Source organism: Thermosipho japonicus (genome assembly GCF_014201655.1).
GTDB classification, from domain to species: Bacteria; Thermotogota; Thermotogae; order Thermotogales; family Fervidobacteriaceae; genus Thermosipho; species Thermosipho japonicus.
Genome location: NZ_JACHEX010000004.1, coordinates 85,766 through 107,279 on the forward strand (window position 1 = coordinate 85,766; position 21,514 = coordinate 107,279).

A 21,514-nucleotide genomic window follows, 5' to 3' on the forward strand; every position below is an offset into this window, starting at 1 on the left:
GAATAAAATTGTCAACAATTAAAGATGTAGCAAAAAAAGCAGGAGTTTCCACTGCAACAGTATCTAGAGTTCTAAATAACGCAAAGAATGTTTCTGAGAAAACAAAACTTAAAGTATGGAATGCTATAGAAGAATTAAATTACAAGCCTAAAATTCTTGCATCCGCTCTTGCAAGACACAAGGAAAAATTTAGAGTTGGAATATGTGAAAGTAAGAGATTGATTGATATGGAAAAAGAAAAAGTAGTTCCAGAATTTTATAGTGTAATTCTTACTGCACTTGAAAAAACAGGTGAAGCTTACGGAATTAGATTTTGCAAAATGGATTTGTTTAATCCAAATGAGTGTGATGGTTATATCTTGGTTGGTGGAGATACAACCAAAGAGTTAATAAAAGAATATAAAAGTCTAAAAAAACCTTTTTTACTTTTAGACCATTACATTCCTGGAGAAAAAGTTGATTGTATTGTTACAAATGGATATGATGGAGCGTATTTTGCAACAGAATATTTAATAAAAAAAGGATTAAGAAAAATTTATCATATACATGGGCCTTTGAATTCATATGGATTTAAAGGAAGGTTTGATGGATACACAAGTGCAATGCAAGAAGCAGGTATTCTTCCAAAATATTATGAATATGACGATGTTAAAGATAATATGTCCGATGTAATAGACTTTATGTTAAGAAAAAATGAAATGCCTGAAGCGATATTTGCATCAAATGATATAACTGCGATGAGGGTAATAAGGGAGTTGAAGAATAGAAACATTGAAGTTCCAAAAGAAGTTTCAGTAATAGGTTTTGATGATATTATAAGTGCTGAAAGTTTTGATCCACCTTTGACGACTTTAAAAGTTTTTAAAGATGAAATGGGATCCCTAGCTGCTAAAAGAATTTATGAACTTTTGGTGGGACATGATTTGCATCCTGTAATGATGTCACTATTCACAAAATTTATTAAGAGAAAAAGTTCTATTTAGGGGGGGATATATTTGGCTTCTAAATTAAGAAAAAGAGAAAATTATCTTGGATGGGGATTTTCTTCCATCTATTTAATATACACGGCGATTTTTTGGGGTTATCCATTTGTATGGCTAGTAATCCTTTCATTTTCAAAATGGAATTTTTTTGGTTCACCACGTCTTGTTGGATTTAAAAATTTTGTAAGGCTTTTCAGTGATCCAATTTTTTGGAGAATTTTTTTAAATACAGTTAATTTTATGGTTTATTTTATTCCAATGGTTCTTACATTATCAATGCTTTTTGCACTTGCTTTATACAGAGTAAGTATATTTAGAACTTTTTTTGCTTTGAGTTTTTTAGTGGCTAATGTTTCATCCGGTGTAGCGTATTCAATTCTTTTTTCCAATCTTTTTTCTGAAAGTGGTCCAATAAATAGTTTTTTGTATAAAAGTTTTGGCTTTACTATTCCTTGGTTTAGTGATCCACAACTTGCACTTCTCTCAATTTCAATTATGGTAACGTGGAAGTTTGTTGGTTATTATGGATTAATTTTATTTGCGGGCTTGAATGCTATTCCTAAATCTCTTTATGAAGCTGCAGAACTTGATGGTGCTACTAATTGGCAGAAATTCTGGAAAATAACATTTCCATTGATTAATCCTGCTTTGACTACAGTTCTTGTTTTTGCAGTTAATTTAACTTTTGGAATATTTACAGAACCTTATATGATTACTGGTGGAGGTCCGATGAGGAGAACTCTTACATTTATGATGCACATTTATACGACAGCCTTTCAGAGAATGAATCCTTCATATGCAGCAAGTTTGGCCGTAATAACTGGACTTTTAAGTTATGGATGTGTTTTACTTGTTCGCTTCTTAGTTGAAAGAGAGGTGTCGCTTGTATGACAAGAGCTAAGAGAAAGAGGTTTCCTTACATTACTTTCACATTATTATTTATTGGATCGATAATATGGATTTATCCATATTTCTGGCTTCTTTTTTCATCTTTTAAACCAACAAGTGAAATTTATACACGTTTTTGGCCTACCAAATTTACAATAGAGCATTATAAATTTATTTTTTTGATGTCAGATAAACTTCAAAGACCTTTTTTAAGAGCACTTTTGAATAGCATTTTTATTTCAGTTTCTATTACCTTTTCTGTAATTGTTTCATCTGCTTTTTTTGGATATATCTTATCTAAAGTTCGATTTAAAGGAAGAAAAAGCGTTTTTAATTTTATTCTTTTTCAAATGCTTTTTCCTGGATTTATGTTTATTGTTCCGCTATTTGTTTTAATTAAAACTCTTGGATTGTTAAATACATATTCAGCAATAATTTTACCCTCAATAATAAGTGCATGGGGAAGTTTTATGTTTGCTCAAACATTTAAATCAATTCCAGATGATTATATTGAAGCAGCTAAGATAGATGGGGCAAACACTTTTTGGATTGTGACAAGAGTTATGTTTCCTCTTGCACGTTCTACAGCATCTATTGTTGGTTTATTTACATTTATAGGTGCATGGGATAATTTCATGTGGCCATTAATTGTTATGAAAGATTATAACAAAATGCCATTGTCTGTTTTGTTGGCAAGTTTCAACCATGAATATAGTAGCTATGTTGGCCCGATACTTGCTGGTTCAGTGATTCAGACAATACCTATGGTTTTGATTTTCTTGATTTTTAGAAAATATTTCTTGCAGGGAATTTCAGTATCTTTAAAATAAATTAATGAGAGGAGGATTTTTTATGGAGCTTAAACTCGAACGGCATCCGAGAAACCCTTTATTTGCACCAAATCCAAATCACCTTTGGGAAAGTAGATTTGTTTTCAATCCTGCGGTAGTATATGATGGAGAATTATTTCATATGCTATACAGAGCACAAGGTGAAGATATGGTTTCACGGTTAGGCTATGCTGTAAGCATTGATGGGGTAATTTGGAATAGATTTGAAAAACCTGTTTTTTCTCCAGCAACTCAAGAGGAATTGTATGGCGTTGAAGATCCCAGAATTACATATTTAGATGGATATTATTATATAAATTATACGGCATATTCTCCTACAGGAATTAAGGTTGCAATGGCACGGACCAAAAATTTTATAACTTACGAAAGATTTGGTTCTATACTGCCTGAAAGTCCAAATAAAGATGCTGCCTTATTTCCTGAGAAAATTAATGGAAAATATGTTCTTATACACAGAATAGAACCGGATATTTGGCTAGCTTTTTCAGATGATTTGATTCACTGGGGAGATTATGTAAAAATTGTTTCTCCAAGAAAAGGCTACTGGGACAATGTTAAAGTTGGTGCAGGAGCTCCTCCAATTAAAACTGAATATGGTTGGCTTCTTTTATACCATGGCGTTCAAGAAGGTCCCAAATATACATACAGATTGGGATTTATTGTACTTGATCTTAATGATCCAACAAAGGTTATTAAACGCTCTGAAGAACCAATTTTAGAACCAGAAGAAGAATGGGAAATATTTGGGGGAGTTCCAAATGTTGTGTTTTCCGATGCAATGGTTAAATATAGAGATAAATATTATATTTACTATGGAGGAGCTGATAATTACATAGCACTTGCAACAATCGATGTTGAAAAAGTTGAAAAATGGATGAGGGGGTAAATATATGTTTAAGGTTGCAATAGTTGGCGCAGGAAGCGCCGTTTTTTCTTTAAGAATTATTAGTGATTTTACTAAAATATCCGAATTTAAAGATGTTGAAATTTGCTTGATGGATATTGATGAAACAAGGTTAAATTCAACATTTATTCTAGCTAATAAATTAAATGAAGAAATGGGCGCAAAATTAAAATTTAAAACTACTACCAATCTTGAAGAAGCAATTGATGGTGCACGGTTTGTAATTAATACAGCTATGGCAGGTGGACATGGTTATTTGGAAAAAGTTAGGAAAATAGGAGAAAAATGGGGATACTATAGAGGAATAGATTCTCAAGAATTCAACATGGTTTCGGACTATTACACAATATCAAATTTCAATCAATTGGATTTATTTTTAAAAGTTGCAAGATTGGTTGAAGAAAAAGGGGAAAAAGACGCATGGCTTTTACAGGCGGCAAACCCAGTATTTGAAGGAACCACATTAATTTTAAGAAATGTACCAATAAATATGGTTGGTTTTTGTCATGGACATTACGGTGTACATCATTTAGCTGAAGTTATAGGATTAGATATAAAAAAAGTAGATTGGCAAGTTGCAGGTGTAAATCATGGTATCTGGTTGAATAGATTTTTGTATGATGGTAGAGATGGATATAAGATGTTGGATGAATGGATAAAAAATAATGTTTATGAATCTAAACATCCTTTTGATGACCAGCTTTCTCTTGCTGCTATAGATATGTATAGATTTTACTGGCAAATGCCAATAGGAGACACTGTGAGGAATTCTTCCTGGAAATATCATTATAACCTTGAGACAAAGAAAAAATGGTATGGGAAATTTGGTGGTGCTGATTCAGAAATTGGCTGGAAATGGTATCAGGATAACATAAAAGGAATTACTGAAACGGTTAATAAATTAGCAGATTATGTTTCAATGAATCCAAATATCAAGTTGTTAGATTATAATACTTACAAAGATTATATGAATATTGAAATTTTCAAGGAAGAAATTGAAAGCATAATTAATCCAGAAAAATTTAGTGGGGAACAACACGTTCCATTTATAGATTCAATAGTTAATGACAAAAAACAAAGATTTGTTGTTAACATAATAAACAACGGAACAATAGAAGGAATAGACAACGATGTAGCTGTTGAAATTCCGGCATGGGTAGATTCTTCTGGAATACATCCTGAAGAGATAAAACCAAAATTATCAGAAAGAGTTATTAAATATTACTTAAGGCCAAGAATAATGAGGATGGAAATGGTGCTCGAGGCATTTATGAAGGGAGATATAAAGGTTTTAGAAGAAATTCTTTTTAGGGATCCAAGAACTAGATCTAAAGAGCAAGTGGAAGGCGTTTTAAACGAAATAATGAATTTGCCAGAGAACGAAAAGATGAGAATGCATTATAAGAGGTGATTATGTGAAAAAGATTTTAATTTATATATTCTTATTTTTTGAAATGCTTTTGTTTTCGCAAATTAATACAAACCATTTGGAATTTTTAGGAGAAGATTTTATATTAAATGGAGAAATGGTAAGGGGATATTTTGTATATGCAGACAAAACTTCAGATGGTTATAGGAAAATTCCTGCAAAGGGTGAAGGCGATATATGTGTTGATGATGTTGCAAGAGTAGTTGTCACATATGTTGAAATGTATGAATTTACTCGAGATAGTGAATATCTTGATTTTGCAAAAAAAGCAGCAAAATTTATTGTTCAAATGCAAGATTATGATGGGGATTTTTATAACTTTGCATATGTTGATGGTACTATAAACAAGACTGGTACAACAAGTTCAAAACAACATTCATGGTGGGCCGTTAGAGCGTTTTGGGCTTTATCAAAAATTTCGAAATATGATTCTACATTCCTTGAATATGCTAAGAAGGCTTATGATTTACTATTTAACTATGTTGATGCTGGATTATTAAATAGAGTGGGTGATCAAACATCAGTTTACATTCTTGGCTTGTGTGCACTATATGATTTGGGAATTGATGTTAAAAATGAAATCAGGAATTCTGCAGATGCCATATTGGGACTTTATAAGTATGGATTTTTTAAAACTTATCAAGATAAAATACTTTGGCATGGATGGGGAAATAGGTATGTAGAAGCTCTTGTAGAAAGTTACAGAGTTTTAAAAGATAAAAAATATTTAAAATACGCAAGAAAAGCTCTTGAAATTGAAGGACCAATTTTCTTATCTACAGGATTTATATATGAAATTTCAAACAAAGTAAAACTATTTCCTGAACTTTCTTATGCAGTTGAAAGTATTACAGTTGGAGCTATTAAATACTATCTTGAAACAAAAGATGAAGAAATTGGTATTTTGGCTTCTCTAATGGCAGGATGGTACAAAGGGTTAAATAAGCTTGGAAAACCAATGTATGGTCCCAATGGTGAAGGATATGACGGAATGGAATTTGCTCATATAAACTATAATGCTGGTGCTGAATCAACGATATCAGCAGTTAGAACTATGTTATTTTTAGAAATGATGCCTGATAAATTAAAGAAATTATCTGAAGGAAAGCTTTTAAAATCATATCCTCTACAAGTTTTGGAAGCAGAAGCTGGCGACTGGGGATTATCAGATGTTAAAGTTATAGTCGATGGGAAATTTGGTGGTTCAAGTGCCCTTTCATTTGAAGATAACTTAAGACTCAAGTTTGATGTTTCACCTGGAATTTATGATGTTGTAATACTCGGAAATGGTGGATACGATTGTACGGTTGTATATGGTAATGGTAAAGTAACTGGAACTCTAAATGGAAGTTATGTTCATCTTGGAAAATTAGAACTAGATCAATTTAGGATTGTATTAAAAGGTACAGGGATTATTGATCAAGTAGTTTTAATTCCAGGAAAAATCGGAATTTCAACATCAGATATTTCTGTTTTATACGAAAACGGGAAGTTAACACTCAAAAAAGAAAAAGTAGAAATTAAAGAGGTTGAAAACAATACGGAAAGTTTTGTGACATTCGAAAAATCTGACAGTTTTATTTTGTTTAATCTTGAAAATGTTTTAAACAACAACGGAATAGCTGATTCAATAAATGAAAAGGGAAATTTTGATAACCTTGGTTCAATTCTTGGAAGTTATCTTCCACAAGAAATAATTGAAAAGATAAAAAATTATAAAACACCATTTAAGATTTATAAAAATGGAAGTGACAATATAAGGTGTAATGGGCAAGTTATAAGGTTTAAGAGAAGATTTGTGAAAAATTTATATCTTTTAGTTGCTGCAAATCATGGAAATTATAATGTAACATTCAAAGTTAATGATAAAGATTTTGAAGTAAATGTTCCTGATTGGTGTTCTGAAAAGATTGATATTATTTCAGATTATAGATTTATTTCAACAGGAGAAAGACAATTTATTAAATGTGGTTTAAAAGTCATTAAATTTGAGATGAACGACTTGATAGATGAAATAATTCTTCCAAACGAAATAAATGTTCACGTGTTTGCCATTACAGGAGAACAATAATTAAAAAGTAAAAAACTTTTATTCCCGTACATATGTGCGGGAATTTTTTGACATATATAGAAATAAAAATTATAATTATATCTTCATATGGTCATATAATTAAGAGGTGATTATATGATTGAGGTTATAGAAATTATAAAGTTATTTTCAAACAAAACCAGGTCAAGGATACTGTTTTTAATTTCTAATATAGAAGTATGCAATTGTGATATTGAAAATGTTCTTAATATAACACAATCTAATATTTCTAAACATTTAAAACAGGCTGAGTTTTTGAATTTAGTTAATAAAAGAAAAAGCTCTTATTGGATATACTATAGTTTAAACAAGGAAATTTTAAAAAAATATAGCTTTATAAATGAGATATTAAAAGAATTAGGTAAAATTGAACCATTTAGAAAAGATTTAAAAGAATTAAAGGAGTATTTAAAAATCCTGGTAGATGTGAAAGGAGGTAAAGTTTGGCACGGAGTTTTCATCTGAATATGTAACAGGAGCTGTTTTGCTTGGCGCAGCACCTTGTACAGCTATGGTTTTTGTATGGAGTTATTTAACAAATGGTGATGCCTTATATACTCTTGTTCAGGTAGCTATTAATGATCTTGTTATATTATTTGCTTTTGCACCTATTGTTTCATTTTTGTTGAAAGTTGGAAATATTATATTACCTTTCAAAACACTTATGTTTTCAGTAATTATTTTTGTTTTTGTTCCTTTAATTGCGGCAATAATTACAAGGAATTATGTAATTAAAAATAATGGAGAAGATTATCTTGAAAGTAGGTTTATTCTAAGGTTTTCAACAATTTCTATTAATGGTATAAATAATAATGGAGGTTGATAAGATGGTGAAAATAGCATTTATTTCAGATATTCACTCAAATTTGGAAGCTTTAGAAAGAGTCTTAGAAGATATTAAAAAGGAAAAGGTTAGTAAAATATTTTGCCTTGGGGATCTTGTAGGTTATGGTCCAAATCCAAACGAGGTTATAGAAAAAATAAAAAATGAAAATATTATTTCGGTAATGGGAAATTATGATGATGCAGTTGGATTTGAAAAAACAAGTTGCGGTTGTTCTTATAATCCTGGAAGAGAAACTGAGGTTGGTGATGAATCATTATTTTGGACGATTAAAGTAACAAGTAAAGATAACAAAGAATTTTTAAAAAGTCTTCCAAAAAAACTTTCATTAGAAATTGAAAGTGTCAAAATTTTACTTGTACATGGTAGTCCTTTGAATCACTTATTAGAATATGTAAAACCGTCTACCGATCCTGAAAGATTAAAATTAATTGCAAAATCAGTTGAAGAGGATATCATAGTAAATGGTCATACTCATTTGGTTATGGCAAAGCATTTGTATAGAAAAACAATTTTGAATCCTGGAAGTGTTGGAAGAACTAAGAATGGAAAACCAGGAGCTACTTATTTAATACTTGAAATTGATGAAGGTGTATTTAGTTATAGATTTAAATTTGTTGAATACGATGTTAAAAAAACAGTTGAAAAAATAGTTAAAGTAGGTCTTCCAATTGAACTTGCAACCGTTTTAGCTCTTGGTTCAGCATATAGTATGGGACCTTCAAAAAATAGTAAAAATAATCTAGGTGTTTTTAAGGTTTAATTTGAAGTGAAATTATACCAAAGTTTCAAAAAAGTAAGTGAAGTTAAATAGCAAGTGGTTCACCAAGATTAGATAAGGAATTTTATCATCTTGCTTAAAAAGTGTAAGTTTTATTTTAGAAAGTAAAAGTAGACAGAAAATTGAGAATATAAATAGAAAACATTAATAAACACCCATGACTTATAAAAATCATGTTTTTGTGCTTTAATTCATGATGTTTCGTTTACCACTTTCAGGTTATACATATATTGCATGTTTTACATGTTACTGGGAGTAAGGCCAAAAAAAGGATTTTTAATATTGTAATTTATATATATCCATATTTTCAAAAATTACATATTCTAAATTTTTAAAATTTAGTACTATTTCAAGATCAGCGTTAATTTGAACTAACGTATTGTATATTTTTCTTCTAACTTTGTCATTATATTCAATTGGCAAATAATATCCTAGTGTTACATGTGGAATGTAAAAATCATTTTGTTTGATCAAGGTATCAAATTTTTTCCTAGTATCTAATAGCAAATTTAGTTCCTCTTCATTTGTTGGAGAAAACATTATTCCAATAGCTGAACCACCATTGTAGAGACCTAAAGATTTCATCTTGATTTTTTTGATTGATTTTACTTCTTTTAGTATTTTTCTTGCTTTTTCTTTATTATTTTTCAAGCAATTTTCAATTTCTTTAGTTATATTATAATTACAAAGATCATGTAATGTCATATGAAAATATTTTTCTGATAAAGGTCGTGCTAAATAATCACCTAACAGAGAATATAATTTTTTTTGAATATTCAAAACTTTTTTTCTATCTTCTTCTTCCAAGAAAAAAATAATTGTATCCCCCTTGAAATTCTTATAGTTGCCTTTTTCATCTACTTTTAAAAAAAGTTCATTTTTTGGATTCCATTCTTTTAGTAAATTAACCAATGACTTTTCCTTCAATTCTTTTAACTTTTCAATAAATTTATCAAGATTTGGTTTCATAACACACCTCCATAAAAGAAAGTTTTTTTCAAATTTTAGGATATAACGGAGATTATTTCCATAAAATTGAAATAAATAATATTTTTTTACAAAATTTAAATATGGTATTATCAAATTGAAACCGACCATGACTTTATTAAAAAACTATCCATCAATATTTCAGAAAAATACTAGATGATTATAAAGAATCTTGTAATTATTTTAACATATTTGACAACATAATTTGTTTTCTAACTAATTGTATATTTCAAACTTATTTTATGAGGAGGTGGGGTTATGAAAAGATTATTTGTTTTGTTATTAGTAATTTCAGTTATTATGGCCTTTAGTGTTGAAACGTTGGTTGTTAGTTCAAGACTTTGGACTCCTCCGACAGAAAAGGAATTTATTTTAAATGAGATTATCAAGCCATTTGAGAAAATGTATAACGTTAAGGTTGTTTTCCAAACAATGGATGATGAAACAATGTTGAAACAAGTTAAAGTGCAAATGGAAACTGGAAAAATTACCACAGATGTTATTATTGCATATGCAACAAAAATGCCTGAATGGGTTAAAAACGATTTAGTTGTTGATCTTACACCTTATGTTAACAAATGGACTGATAGACATTTTTCTAAAGGTTTTGATTCAATGACAGTATTTGATGGTAAAAGATATTTCCTTCCTGTTGGAGCAGACGTCTACCTTACTCTTATTAATAAAAAAGCGTTGCAATATAAACCAGCTAATGTAGATATTCAAAATCTCACTTGGGAACAACTGGCAGAATGGGCTAATCTTGTTGCTCAAGGTGAAGGAGAAGGTAAGTTTGCCGTAACTGGTGTTCCAATGAAATCTCTTATTTACCAAATCGGTGCAATTTCTTTATCATATGGTGGCCATTGGCCAAATTTAGATAATCCTGGAGCAGTTGCTGCATGGTATTTGATTTATAAAATGAAAGATGCCTTTTCACCTGCAGTTAAAACATATGACGATACGAGACCTCCTATGAAGAGAGAAGAAACTTGGATGACTGTTGCACATTGTGCACGTGTTGGTGAAGTTTACAAGAGTAATCCAACTCAATTTATTATTGCACCAGCTCCAAAAGGACCTGCGGGCATTGGTTCTGTTGCTGGCACAAGTGGACTTGCAATTGTAAAAGGAACAAAACATTTTGATATTGCTTTAAAATTCTTAGAATACATGACAAGACCAGATATCATGGTAAAATCACATAAAGGTACTGGCGGATTCATACCTCCAGTTGATGAAGCAATTAAATACTTAGGTAACGATGAACAAGACCAAGTTATTAAAAATGCTATTAAAGTTATGAATCAAGGAGTTCTTTCTTACATTGCTCCAATTTGGAAAGATTGGGGACAAGTAAAGCTTGTCTATGACGAACTTTTCAAAAAGATGATACTTGAAGAAGGAAAATTGGATGTTGATATGCTTGAGCTTTATCAACTTCAAATTGATGCACAAAGAAAATAAAAATAAATTTTTGGGGGCTGTATGCCCCCTTAATTAAGTGAGAGGTGATTAATTTTGCCAAAGACTTTTTCGAAAAAATGGATTCCATACTTTCTCATTGCCCCAACGTTAATCTACTACATAGTTTTTTGGTTAAGGCCAGTTGTTTCTGCAATTTACTATAGTTTTTTTGATGACAACAATGTCTTTACACTTAATAATTATTTGACAATTTTTAGAGATGAGTACTTCAAAAAAGCTGTTATTAATACTTCTATTTTTGTAGTTATATCGGTAACTCTTGAATTTGTTGTTGCTCTTGGGCTTGCATTGATAATTAACAAAAAATTTAAAGGTGCCCAAGTCTTATTGTCTATAGCGCTCATTCCTATGGCACTTCCTGCTGTTGCAGTAGGCGCAATGTGGTCAAGTGGTTTTGCCACATATGGATGGGTTAACAGTTTATTATACCATTTAGGATTGATTTCTGCAGATGGTAAAATTGCATTTTTAGCTGGGAATGATTTTCAATCGTTGATGTTGATAATTCTTATTGACGCGTGGCAAGTTATTCCTTTTATGATGGTTATTCTTCTTGCTGGACTTCAAGGTCTTTCTAAAGAAGCAATAGAAGCAGGGTACATTTTTGGTGGTTCAAGATTTACAGTTTTAAGAAAAATTACTTTGCCTATGCTTAAACCAAGTATTCAAACTGCTTTAATTTTAAGAATAATATCCGCAATTCAAGTGTGGTTAATAATAGTAATGATTTATGGTTATAGAAGAATTCCTGTATTGCTAGAAGAAGTAGTATTTTATAAAGAGCAATTATTAGGTTTCTATAGAGTTGCTCTTGCCTATTCCGTTATTGTTGCTGCAATTGTTTCTGTTGTTTCAATAATTTATTTGAAAGTCTCTGGTGCCTTTGAAAGGGAGGAGCAATGATATGAGAGTAAATAAAATTTTAAAACAAACACTTTTTTATCTTGTTGTTGCTGGAATTATTCTTGTAATATTAACTCCGATATACTTTTTAGTAGTAATTTCACTAATGTCGGACCAGGAAGCTTACGATTGGCCTACTCAATTAGTACCTTCTTTTTTTAATAATTATAAACTTGAAATAGTTGACGGAAAATTTTTGATCAGCGTTTATAGTTCTGCAAAGAAAAAATATTCTACACTAATTAAAACAAATGATTTTGAAGAATTGCAAAAATTTGTAAGGAATAAAACAAATTCAACTATAAAGAAAGGAATATTTGATATTCAGGTTAAAAAGCTGAATGAATTGATAAGTAAAAACAGTGAAGAAATAAGCAATTTAAGAAACCAAATTGCAAGTTTAGAGTCTAAATTAAATACAGTAACGGTTAACCTAGTAAGATATAAAACTCAATTAGAAAAGGCAAAAAAAGCTAATATGAATAATTTAATTTCAATAATTAATGAGAAAATTATTGAATTTGAAAATGAAAAGAGAGAATATGAAAAACAAATAAAAAAGTTGAGTGAAAGACTTGATGAAATAGGTTCTGTAAAATTTTCAGTTTCTAAGCATTTATTTGATAATTATGTTAATTTTTTCAGAGTAACAAGTGATGCTCTTCCAGCTCTATTTAGAAGTATTCAAGTAGCAATTTTAACTGTTCTTATTTCCTTAACTATTGGTGGAATGGCAGGTTATGCATTTGCAAGATATAATTTTAAAGGGAAAAATTTGCTGAAGTTGAGTGTTCTATTTGTGAGAATGTTTCCAGGAATTTCAATTGCAATGCCAATGGTTATAATTCTTATAAATATGGGATTTTATGATAAGCCTATTGGTCTTTCATTAGTTTATTCTGTTGGGCAAATTGGAATGACAATATGGATAACAGCAAGTATTTTTATGGGAATTTCTAAAGAATTAGAAGAAGCTGCTATGATATTTGGAACAACAAGGTGGGGAGCATTTTTTAAGGTTACATTACCTCTGGCACTTCCTGGATTGGCAGCAAGTGCAATGTATGCCTTCATAGGTAGTTGGTCTGAGACTGCTCAAGCAATTGTTTTAACTCAGTTTAATCCTACCTTTCCGGTTGTTGTCTATCAAACACTTGTAGGTGCAAAAGGATTAATAAATTTGACTGCTGCTGGGGGTGTTTCACTTGCACTTCCTGCTGTTATTTTTACCCTGATTATTAGAAGGTACATTTTGCAAATGTGGGGTGGAGTAAAAGTATAAAAACAATAATAAAAAGGAGAGATGATACATGGCTACACTTGAGCTTATAAATCTTTCAAAAAGATATGGGAAGAATGTTTGGGGAGCAAAAAATGTAAATCTTAAAGTAAATAATGGAGAGTTTATAGTTTTTCTAGGACCCTCTGGGTGTGGAAAGACAACTACTTTAAGAATGATTGCAGGGCTTGAAGAAGTTACTGAAGGAAAAGTGATTATTGATGGTAAAGATGTAACATATTTAGAACCAAGAAAAAGAGAAGTTAGTATGGTTTTTCAAAGCTATGCGGTTTGGCCTCATATGACAGTATATGATAATATTGCATTTCCATTAAGATTAAGAAAAATGCCTATGGATGAAATTGATAAAATTGTCAAAGAAGTTGCTGAAATGGTAAAAATCGAAGAACTTCTAAAAAGATTTCCATCCCAATTATCTGGTGGACAAAGACAAAGAGTTGCTCTTGCTAGAGCTCTTGCAGTAAAACCAAAAATATTTTTAATGGATGAACCACTTTCAAATTTAGATGCAAAATTAAGAGTTAAAATGAGGACAGAATTGAAAGCAATACACCATAGAACAGGAGCTACTACCATTTTTGTTACACATGATCAATCAGAAGCAATGTCTATGGCAGATAGAATAGTTGTTATGAGGAATGGTAAAATAGAACAAGTTGGAACGCCAGATGATGTTTATTTTTACAGTGCAAATGTATTTGTTGCTGGTTTTATTGGAACACCTCCTACAAATTTCTTTAAAATGAGTATAGTCAGAAATAACGGAGAAATACATTTGAAAAATAATTATATTGACATTAAAGTATCAGAAAAAATTAAAAATGTAATTGAAGAATACAATAAAAACGAAATAATTGTAGGAGTACGCCCTGAAAATTTGCTTATAACTGATGATGAAAAAAATGCTATTTTTAGGGAGAAAATTTTAGTTGTTGAGCCTCAAGGTTCTCACCAAGTTATTGCTGTTGAATTGGGAGATCAAATTGTAAAAATCGTTGCACCAGCTTTCCCAAAATATTCTGCTGATCAGATCATTAAGGTAACATTGGACCATGAAAGAATGATGCTGTTTGACGTTGATACAGAAAGTAGATTGGAGGGAATTTGATGAAAGTTGCACTGGTTCACTATAGAGCTGGTTTAATGGACGGAGTATCACTTGAAATGGAAAAATGGAAAAAGGTATTAAAAAGAATGGGGCATGAAGTTGATATAGTAGCAGGGAATAACAAAGAAGGTGTAGATGTTGTTGTTACATCGATTGGTTTTGAAAATCCAAAATATAGATTAATAAATAAAAATGCTTTTGAAAGACTTGAAGATTTTGATATAAATGGATTATTGAATATAATTTTTGAAGAAAGTGATAAAGTTTATAATGACATTGTTCACGTTCTTAAAAAGTATGATGTAATTATTCCAAATAATATTTGGTCCTTAGGAGCTTTTTTGCCATCAGCGATTGCGCTCTTTAGATTTGCTAAAGAACATTCAGAAAAATTATTCATAGGACATCATCACGATTTTTGGTGGGAGAGAGAATATTTTTTGAATTATACAGATGAAAAGATTAAAGAACTTTTAGAAATGTATTGTCCTCCACTTGGTGATAATATAAAACATGTTGTGATAAATTCACTTGCTAGGAATGCTCTATATTTGAAAAAGAATGTTGAATCTACAATTGTACCAAATGTAATGGATTTCAACGAACCTCTATTTACAAATGAAGATGTAAATTTAAAAATAAGAGATGCATATAATATATCTGAAAATTCGATTGTTCTACTTCAGGCTACTAGAATAACAGAAAGAAAAGCAATTGAATTGGCAATTGAACTGGTTAATCAGATGTCAAAACTTTCTAAAAAATATGTTGGTAAAAAATTATATAATGGGAAAATATTTAACGGAGAAATAGCTTTAGCATTTTCTGGAATGTGTGAAAGTGAAAATTATAAATACAAATTATTAGATTTGGCATTTAAATATGGTATTCGTACAATAGATCTTTATCCTAATGTTGAGAATAAAATATGGACTTTTTGGGATTTGTATAGTGTTGCAGATGCTATTACATATCCATCTATTCTTGAAGGTTGGGGGAATCAATTGCTAGAAGCAATTATTGTAAAAAAACCTATAGTTTTATTTGAATACAAAGTTTTTGAATCTGACATAAAAATGTCAGGACTAAAATATATAAGCCTTGGAAATAGTTATTTCAAAAAAGATGGTTTGGTTAATGTCGATGAAGGAATTGAAATAAAAGCTGCTGAAAAATTGTTTGAAATTTTGTTTGATAAAGAATCGTATGAAAAAACTGTAAATGAAAATTTTGAAATTGGTAAGAAATTTTATAGCTTGGAGAGTTTACAAAAAATTATTCAAGGTATTTTAAATGATAAAGTATAAATTTGATAAGGAAGGTGAATAGATAATATATGGAAGATGTTAAATTAGGAATTATAGAAAAATTAAAAGCTATTTATGACCAATTAAAACCTGCTGAAAGAAAAATTGCAAGATATATTATCAACTATCCAGATGATGTAATACATCATTCGATAAGCGAATTATCTGAACTTGCAAAAGTAGGAGAAGCAACTATTTCCAGGATTAGTCGAAAACTTGGATATAAAGGGTTTCAAGCATTAAAAATAGAACTTGCAAAAGAACTTTCTTCGATATCATTTGAAGAAACTAAAACTAATTCTGTAATTTCAGAAGTCATTGAATCATTGAACAAATTATCAAAGATTATAAATGAAAATGAAATAGAACAGATCGCAAAAAAAGTAGTTGAATCAAATAAAATATTCTTTTTTGGTGTAGGTTCTAGTGGAGTAGTAGCTGAATATGGAGCATTATTATTTACAAGAAGTGGATTCTTTGCAAATTATTATAACGATCCTCATATGCAGGTTATAAGTGCAGCAGGGATGGATAATAAAACAGTAGTTTTTGGGATTTCCTCAAGTGGAAATATTAGAGATACAGTTAAATCTATGAAAGTTGCAAAAGATTCAAAAGCATTTACTGTTGCTATAACAGGAGGGTATGAATCGAAAATTACTGAAGTTGTGGATAAAACTCTCTATATTCCTCCTGCTGGATTAGAACGCGGTATGCCAAAAATTTCTCCGATTGTTTCTCAAATTTCAATTCTTCATATGATTTTTGAAGAAGTTTTATCTTTGAAAAAAGAAGCTATAGAAATTATTAAAAAGGCTAACACAACTTTAAAAACGAAAAAATATTTAAGTAAAAATGAAAAAATTTAAATAATGAAAAATAGAAAATTAAATTTTATTTTTTATAATTAAACTCTTTCTAATATAGCAGCATCTGGAGAACTTTAACTATATGTTCTTGGATGTTGTTCTTTTCAGTATTAAAAAGCGATTAAAGGCAATGGTGCTTTATTAAGTTAAGAATTAGGATCTTTTTTAATTTGTTTTTATTTTATTTAAAAATACTAGACTTAGAAGTATAAAAACTGAAACTGACAAAAATATTATTTCATAACCGGTAATTTTCAATATAATTCCAATAATTAATGGTAGAGTAGCTGTTACGATATTTAATGCTCCTGAAATACCTACGTATAATGCACGGTTTTCACTATTGCTTATTTCTATTAATAGCCCTTCAAATGACATTTGTCTAGCACTTAAAGTGAATCCTGAAATTAGAAAAACAATAGAATAAATCTTTGAGGAAAAATTACTTAAAATTAATGCAAGAATCGGTGTAATACTTCCAATCATAACACAATATTTTAGAACGTTTTTAAATCCTTTGTTATGCAATAATTTTTTCCAAAGGAAACTAGCTAAAATAATTCCAAACATTTGCAAAAACAAAAAATTTCCAACAATTTTATTATCTAAAGCGAATGAATTTTTTGCTAGAGTGACATAAAACGGAATAATAATTAGCCCAAAACCGGTAAGATTATTGAAAATAACATAATTTAGTAAATTTTTATCATTTAAAATATATTTTGGGATATTTTTAAAGATATTAATAAATGAGGGGAATTTCTTATGAAATGCTATTTTTTCTTCTTCAATTAACCAAAAACCAATTGAAGCAATAAAAAGTGAAAAAGAAGAAATATAAAACATAACAGCATAGTTAACAGGATATCCAAAGGCATTTAGTACAATTTTTGCGGTAAAAGCTCCTGTTAAGGCAAAAATACTTCTTAGTATTTGTCTAGTGCTCATAAATTTTCTTAGATTTTCTTTTGAAATTGATTTTCCAAGTAAGTCAGTATAGCTGACACCTGCAAAAACTCCACTAAAAGAAAAAATTGTAAGGCCAAGAATTGTAAAAAGTAAAACAAATTTATTTGAAAAATGTACTGAAAGAACAAGAGCAATTAGAAAAAGTGAAGAAATTCTAAGATATATTCCAATTAAAAGATATGGTTTTTTTAGAGGCTTTGAAACTAATAAACTAGCAAATAAAAGTTGAGCTATAAGGGGAATTCCAACTGTTATACCTGTTACAAGTCCAACAATAAATTCAGAACCACCGGCTTTTAAAATCAGTGATGGAACAACTGTATTTATTTCAATAAAAGAGGAAGCAAAAGCAAGAAATATAGCATGCCATATAAAAGCAAAGAAGTTTTTTCTTTCAATATTTATTTTCATATAATTCCTCCTCCTATTTTTGATGAAAAAATTATATCATATAGTTTAAGAAATATTTTTACAATTTAGGATTTATAATTAAAAAAATCTTTTGAACTTCTATTATTTGCACTTATCTTCTTTTTTTTATTCTTAAATATTTAACTATAGTTATGTTATGATATTACCACATCTGTATGGGAGGAGGGGTTAGTTATGAAAAAGTTATTAGTGATTTTTGCTATTCTTCTATCTATTTCATTATTATTTGCTGGTGAATACTACATTGTTCAAAAAGGGGATACTTTGTCAAAAATTGCAAAAGAAACTGGTTTAACAGTTGAAGAGTTGGTAAAATATAATAATCTTAAAAATCCTGATTTGATAATAGTAGGTCAAAGATTAAGATTAACTCCTCAATATACGCAAAAAGATCTAAATGAACAATTAGTAATGGCTGCTCTATGGTATCAAAACGCAGGAGAAGCGCGAGCGATTGCATATCAAGCATATAATTTTGCAAAAATTCTTTATGATATGGATTTAAAAGAAGAGTCGACTTTAAAACGGGCAGTAATTGTTGATGTTGATGAGACAGTACTTGATAATTCTCCATATGATGCTGGAACAATTGATACAAATAATGCTTATCCAATTGGTTGGAATGAATGGTGTGAAGCAAAACTTGCTACACCTATTCCAGGAGCATTAGAATTTCTAAATTATGTAGCAAAAAACAATGGAGAAGTATTTTACATAACTAATAGAAGCGATAGTTTGAAAAAAGCAACTATTGAAAACCTTAAAAATCTTGGTTTTCCATTTGCGGATGAAAAGCATGTATTAACTAAATCTACAACTTCTGACAAAGAGCCAAGGAGAAAAATGGTAGCAGAAAATTACAGAATAGTTCTTCTTATTGGTGATAATTTGAACGACTTTTCATCTGTATTTAGGCATAAGACAACATCTGAAAGAAATGAACTTGTAGACGAAATGAAAGATAAATGGGGGACAAAATTTATAATACTTCCGAATCCAATCTATGGAGATTGGGAAGGAGCAGTATATAACTATAATTGGGGAATGTCTCCTGAAGAAAAGAGTAAGGTAAGAAAAGAGAATCTTATAAGATGGAGACCTCAAAAATAATTTTAATAAAAGATAAAATATATTAATAATGAAAGGGCTTTGGTATTCTACCAAAGCCCGTTTTTGTTTATACTATGGCATAAAATGATTATACAATTACAAAATTTTTTGAACAAAACAAATGCAATATAAGAAACATTATATTGCAGTTCCAATTCCTTCTTGTATGTGTTTTATTGTTCTATAATAAAAAAATTTTGGCAGGTATATCCCTTTTTTATGTTTTAATTTAACCTATTTTTATATTAGCCATGGTCTGAATAATTTTAAACAATATTAGTACATCCTACGTACTTTTAAATCTATTTACATTAATTAACTGATAATCATATACTTCGTTGAAATACGGGATGTCATAAGTTCTTGAATAACTGTTACAATGCATATTAAAAAAAGTAAGAAAATCAAACATATTTGGAAAAATAAAAAAATTGCTATATAATCTAACAGATAATGAAAAATAAATGAATCTTTCCTACAAAATCTGTAAAGTACATGGAGGTATTTACATGAATTATTTTTACTTTGATATCGACAAAATAATGCCAAGTCAACTTTATATTTCAAAAGAAAAACTCAAAAATGTAATGAGACATATAAAAAATAAAGGTTTTAATAACCTTGACCCTGTTCCTATTAAAAAAATTAATGATATTATTTTTTATACAGATGGTCACACAAGGGCATATGCCCTCTGGAAAATGGGGTTTAAAAAAGTTAAAGTAGAATGGGAAACAGAAGAACTTGATTGGGAACTTTATTTAATTTGCATAGACTGGTGTAAAAACGAAAAAATAAGTAACATTTCACATTTAAAAGTTATTTCACATAATCAATACAAAAAATGGTGGATAAAAAGGTGTGAAGACATGCATAAACTTTTATATTCTTCTCCTCATAAGTTGAAATAGTAATGTTATATTTTTCTTAAAGAACTTTTCGTACTCTTAAGAAATTTAGTAGAACTTTACAAGGTAAAAATGATCTGTAGATAGTGCATAATCTATTTAGTTATTAAAAACTCCATGGGTTGTCCAACTCATGGAGTTTTTTATTTAAAGAAGGGGGGGCAAATCCATAACAAGCAATTTCTTTTTTGGATCATTTAACCGCTTTTTATTTTCAATCAGTAAGAATATAAATTTTGATGAATTATTTGTTATCATTTAATATAAAAGTGATATAATAAATTATAAGGAGGTGACATTATGAAGAAAAGAATTGTGATTTTCTTTTTAATAATCATAGTAATTCAAGCTTTCTCATTACCATTTTTAAACATTAGACCAAAACACGAGGAAGGCCCTTTTGTTGAATTTACTTCTCTAGGATATGCTTTTAAAAATTCGGAAATTTTGACACAGCCTCTACTTGATATATTAGGTATTTTTAACTTAAATTACAGATATTATGTTAATAATAATGGAGTTTTTTCAACACAGAACTATTTCATAGATCCATTCTTCGTTTCTAGAGTATACATGAACGAACCAATTGAAGGTACTCCTACCTATATTTTCGCAACGAGAAATTATTATTTTTCGAATTATTATCTTCTTGATAGAATTTCAATTAAATCTTATTTTGAAATGATTTTTCCAGGGATAACAGACTTTTCAGATTGTGTTTTTGCTATAGTGCCTAGAGGATTTATCAATGTTGGTTATTTTGTTTTAGACAAAATAGAAATTTTTAGCTCGCTAGAAGGTGGAGTTATACTTAATTTAATTACATCATCTAGGACTAAAGATATTAATTGGGATAATTTTATTCAGGAATTAAGGCAAGAATCAATTTATTCTACCTTTAAATTTGGGGTCTCTTGGTATTATGATAATTATTCTGGAATCGAAGTCGGATATAGGTTATTTTTATGGGGAAAGGAAAGTCCTTTGAGATTTATCCAAGGATTTACTATAACTGACTGGATTTATAATTATATCAGTTACACTTTATATACTGAAAACAGCCAAGAAATATTTATCCCATTTATAACTACAGATTACTACATTAGTTTTTCTACAAAATTCTAAGTATGATTCTTAAACGAACCTTCCTTTAACCCATCAAATATACTTAGTTGTGGATTGCTATTTTAATAAATACAACAATATTTTATAAAGTTTCTAAAATAAATGGAATTTTGTAGATTCTTATATATTGTGGGTTTCATTTGTTGGTATTTTAAATAAATCTTGCTATAGCCCTTTTGAATTAATAGCTTTAATTTATTGTATGTTTCAAAATAAAATTAAAGGTTCAATAATCCCTT

19 protein-coding genes and 1 pseudogene are annotated in these 21,514 nt (G+C 29.4%); 18 read left to right on the forward strand and 2 right to left on the reverse strand.

The window, feature by feature from the left end; genetic code table 11:
- Positions 1 to 8: 8 nt before the first annotated feature.
- The 9 genes and pseudogenes from HNP65_RS07450 (at position 9) to HNP65_RS07490 (ending at position 8,751) form a co-directional block, all read left to right on the forward strand.
- Positions 9 to 983: a LacI family DNA-binding transcriptional regulator gene (locus HNP65_RS07450; RefSeq protein WP_184619641.1), complete on the forward strand. Its 975-nt coding sequence runs from the start codon at positions 9 to 11 to the stop codon at positions 981 to 983.
- Between the two features lie 12 nt (positions 984 to 995).
- Positions 996 to 1,874, forward strand: a complete 879-nt coding sequence (locus tag HNP65_RS07455; protein WP_184619642.1) for a carbohydrate ABC transporter permease — start codon at positions 996 to 998, stop codon at positions 1,872 to 1,874.
- Positions 1,871 to 2,701 (forward strand): carbohydrate ABC transporter permease, encoded by an 831-nt coding sequence (locus HNP65_RS07460; protein ID WP_184619643.1) that lies wholly within the window; start codon positions 1,871 to 1,873, stop codon positions 2,699 to 2,701. Before HNP65_RS07455 ends, HNP65_RS07460 begins: the two co-directional genes overlap by 4 nt.
- Positions 2,702 to 2,723: 22 nt before the next feature.
- Positions 2,724 to 3,608 carry a glycoside hydrolase family 130 protein gene (locus HNP65_RS07465; RefSeq protein WP_184619644.1) on the forward strand — a complete coding sequence of 295 codons (885 nt, stop codon included), beginning with the start codon at positions 2,724 to 2,726 and terminating at the stop codon, positions 3,606 to 3,608.
- A 4-nt stretch (positions 3,609 to 3,612) separates the two neighbouring features.
- Positions 3,613 to 5,037, forward strand: a complete 1,425-nt coding sequence (gene aglA / locus HNP65_RS07470; RefSeq protein ID WP_184619645.1) for an alpha-glucosidase AglA — start codon at positions 3,613 to 3,615, stop codon at positions 5,035 to 5,037.
- A gap of 4 nt (positions 5,038 to 5,041) precedes the next feature.
- Complete coding sequence (locus tag HNP65_RS07475) at positions 5,042 to 7,126, forward strand: glycoside hydrolase family protein (RefSeq protein WP_184619646.1); 2,085 nt, start codon at positions 5,042 to 5,044, stop codon at positions 7,124 to 7,126.
- Between the two features lie 114 nt (positions 7,127 to 7,240).
- The gene (locus HNP65_RS07480) at positions 7,241 to 7,609 is read left to right on the forward strand and encodes an ArsR/SmtB family transcription factor (RefSeq protein ID WP_184619647.1); all 369 of its coding nucleotides are present in this window, start codon (positions 7,241 to 7,243) and stop codon (positions 7,607 to 7,609) included.
- A gap of 10 nt (positions 7,610 to 7,619) precedes the next feature.
- Positions 7,620 to 7,967: pseudogene (locus HNP65_RS07485) on the forward strand (arsenic resistance protein); the annotation flags it as partial.
- Between the two features lie 4 nt (positions 7,968 to 7,971).
- On the forward strand, positions 7,972 to 8,751 hold the full coding sequence (locus tag HNP65_RS07490; RefSeq protein WP_184619649.1) for a metallophosphoesterase family protein: 780 nt from the start codon (positions 7,972 to 7,974) through the stop codon (positions 8,749 to 8,751).
- A 294-nt stretch (positions 8,752 to 9,045) separates the two neighbouring features.
- On the opposite strand, the gene HNP65_RS07495 is transcribed toward HNP65_RS07490, so the two are convergent.
- Positions 9,046 to 9,738: a hypothetical protein gene (locus HNP65_RS07495; protein ID WP_184619650.1), complete on the reverse strand. Its 693-nt coding sequence runs from the start codon at positions 9,736 to 9,738 to the stop codon at positions 9,046 to 9,048.
- 276 nt (positions 9,739 to 10,014) lie between these two features.
- Here HNP65_RS07495 and HNP65_RS07500 point away from each other — a divergent pair, with 276 nt between their 5' ends.
- The 6 genes from HNP65_RS07500 to HNP65_RS07525 are packed head-to-tail and all read left to right on the forward strand — an operon-like array spanning position 10,015 to position 16,731.
- Positions 10,015 to 11,223, forward strand: coding sequence for an ABC transporter substrate-binding protein (locus HNP65_RS07500; protein WP_184619651.1), 1,209 nt, complete (start codon positions 10,015 to 10,017; stop codon positions 11,221 to 11,223).
- A gap of 54 nt (positions 11,224 to 11,277) precedes the next feature.
- Entirely contained in the window at positions 11,278 to 12,147 is an 870-nt protein-coding gene (locus tag HNP65_RS07505; RefSeq protein WP_184619652.1) for a carbohydrate ABC transporter permease, read from the forward strand.
- 1 nt (position 12,148) lies between these two features.
- The gene (locus HNP65_RS07510; RefSeq protein WP_184619653.1) at positions 12,149 to 13,429 is read left to right on the forward strand and encodes a carbohydrate ABC transporter permease; all 1,281 of its coding nucleotides are present in this window, start codon (positions 12,149 to 12,151) and stop codon (positions 13,427 to 13,429) included.
- 28 nt (positions 13,430 to 13,457) lie between these two features.
- Positions 13,458 to 14,555 carry an ABC transporter ATP-binding protein gene (locus tag HNP65_RS07515; RefSeq protein ID WP_184619654.1) on the forward strand — a complete coding sequence of 366 codons (1,098 nt, stop codon included), beginning with the start codon at positions 13,458 to 13,460 and terminating at the stop codon, positions 14,553 to 14,555.
- Positions 14,555 to 15,862, forward strand: coding sequence for a mannosylglucosylglycerate synthase (gene mggS / locus HNP65_RS07520; protein ID WP_184619655.1), 1,308 nt, complete (start codon positions 14,555 to 14,557; stop codon positions 15,860 to 15,862). The genes HNP65_RS07515 and mggS overlap by 1 nt, the downstream gene beginning before the upstream one ends.
- Positions 15,863 to 15,891: 29 nt before the next feature.
- Positions 15,892 to 16,731, forward strand: coding sequence for a MurR/RpiR family transcriptional regulator (locus tag HNP65_RS07525; RefSeq protein ID WP_184619656.1), 840 nt, complete (start codon positions 15,892 to 15,894; stop codon positions 16,729 to 16,731).
- 165 nt (positions 16,732 to 16,896) lie between these two features.
- Here the strand turns inward: HNP65_RS07525 and HNP65_RS07530 are convergent, their stop codons facing one another.
- Positions 16,897 to 18,111 carry an MFS transporter gene (locus tag HNP65_RS07530; protein WP_221236887.1) on the reverse strand — a complete coding sequence of 405 codons (1,215 nt, stop codon included), beginning with the start codon at positions 18,109 to 18,111 and terminating at the stop codon, positions 16,897 to 16,899.
- A gap of 195 nt (positions 18,112 to 18,306) precedes the next feature.
- Here HNP65_RS07530 and HNP65_RS07535 point away from each other — a divergent pair, with 195 nt between their 5' ends.
- From HNP65_RS07535 to HNP65_RS07545, 3 genes are all read left to right on the forward strand, one after another.
- On the forward strand, positions 18,307 to 19,242 hold the full coding sequence (locus HNP65_RS07535) for a 5'-nucleotidase, lipoprotein e(P4) family (protein WP_184619657.1): 936 nt from the start codon (positions 18,307 to 18,309) through the stop codon (positions 19,240 to 19,242).
- Between the two features lie 509 nt (positions 19,243 to 19,751).
- Positions 19,752 to 20,153 carry a hypothetical protein gene (locus HNP65_RS07540; RefSeq protein WP_246348234.1) on the forward strand — a complete coding sequence of 134 codons (402 nt, stop codon included), beginning with the start codon at positions 19,752 to 19,754 and terminating at the stop codon, positions 20,151 to 20,153.
- Between the two features lie 297 nt (positions 20,154 to 20,450).
- Entirely contained in the window at positions 20,451 to 21,275 is an 825-nt protein-coding gene (locus tag HNP65_RS07545) for a hypothetical protein (RefSeq protein WP_246348235.1), read from the forward strand.
- The last annotated feature ends 239 nt before the right edge of the window (positions 21,276 to 21,514 follow it).

Excerpts from the sequence above, each read along its gene's own strand:
- HNP65_RS07460 (WP_184619643.1), top strand. The coding sequence starts at position 1,871 with ATGACAAGAGCTAAGAGAAAGAGGTTTCCTTACATTACTTTCACATTA.
- HNP65_RS07465 (WP_184619644.1), top strand. The coding sequence starts at position 2,724 with ATGGAGCTTAAACTCGAACGGCATCCGAGAAACCCTTTATTTGCACCA.
- aglA (WP_184619645.1), top strand. The coding sequence starts at position 3,613 with ATGTTTAAGGTTGCAATAGTTGGCGCAGGAAGCGCCGTTTTTTCTTTA.
- HNP65_RS07480 (WP_184619647.1), top strand. The coding sequence starts at position 7,241 with ATGATTGAGGTTATAGAAATTATAAAGTTATTTTCAAACAAAACCAGG.
- HNP65_RS07490 (WP_184619649.1), top strand. The coding sequence starts at position 7,972 with ATGGTGAAAATAGCATTTATTTCAGATATTCACTCAAATTTGGAAGCT.
- HNP65_RS07495 (WP_184619650.1), bottom strand. The coding sequence starts at position 9,738 with ATGAAACCAAATCTTGATAAATTTATTGAAAAGTTAAAAGAATTGAAG.
- HNP65_RS07500 (WP_184619651.1), top strand. The coding sequence starts at position 10,015 with ATGAAAAGATTATTTGTTTTGTTATTAGTAATTTCAGTTATTATGGCC.
- HNP65_RS07510 (WP_184619653.1), top strand. The coding sequence starts at position 12,149 with ATGAGAGTAAATAAAATTTTAAAACAAACACTTTTTTATCTTGTTGTT.
- HNP65_RS07515 (WP_184619654.1), top strand. The coding sequence starts at position 13,458 with ATGGCTACACTTGAGCTTATAAATCTTTCAAAAAGATATGGGAAGAAT.
- mggS (WP_184619655.1), top strand. The coding sequence starts at position 14,555 with ATGAAAGTTGCACTGGTTCACTATAGAGCTGGTTTAATGGACGGAGTA.
- HNP65_RS07525 (WP_184619656.1), top strand. The coding sequence starts at position 15,892 with ATGGAAGATGTTAAATTAGGAATTATAGAAAAATTAAAAGCTATTTAT.
- HNP65_RS07530 (WP_221236887.1), bottom strand. The coding sequence starts at position 18,111 with ATGAAAATAAATATTGAAAGAAAAAACTTCTTTGCTTTTATATGGCAT.
- HNP65_RS07535 (WP_184619657.1), top strand. The coding sequence starts at position 18,307 with ATGAAAAAGTTATTAGTGATTTTTGCTATTCTTCTATCTATTTCATTA.
- HNP65_RS07540 (WP_246348234.1), top strand. The coding sequence starts at position 19,752 with ATGAATTATTTTTACTTTGATATCGACAAAATAATGCCAAGTCAACTT.
- HNP65_RS07545 (WP_246348235.1), top strand. The coding sequence starts at position 20,451 with ATGAAGAAAAGAATTGTGATTTTCTTTTTAATAATCATAGTAATTCAA.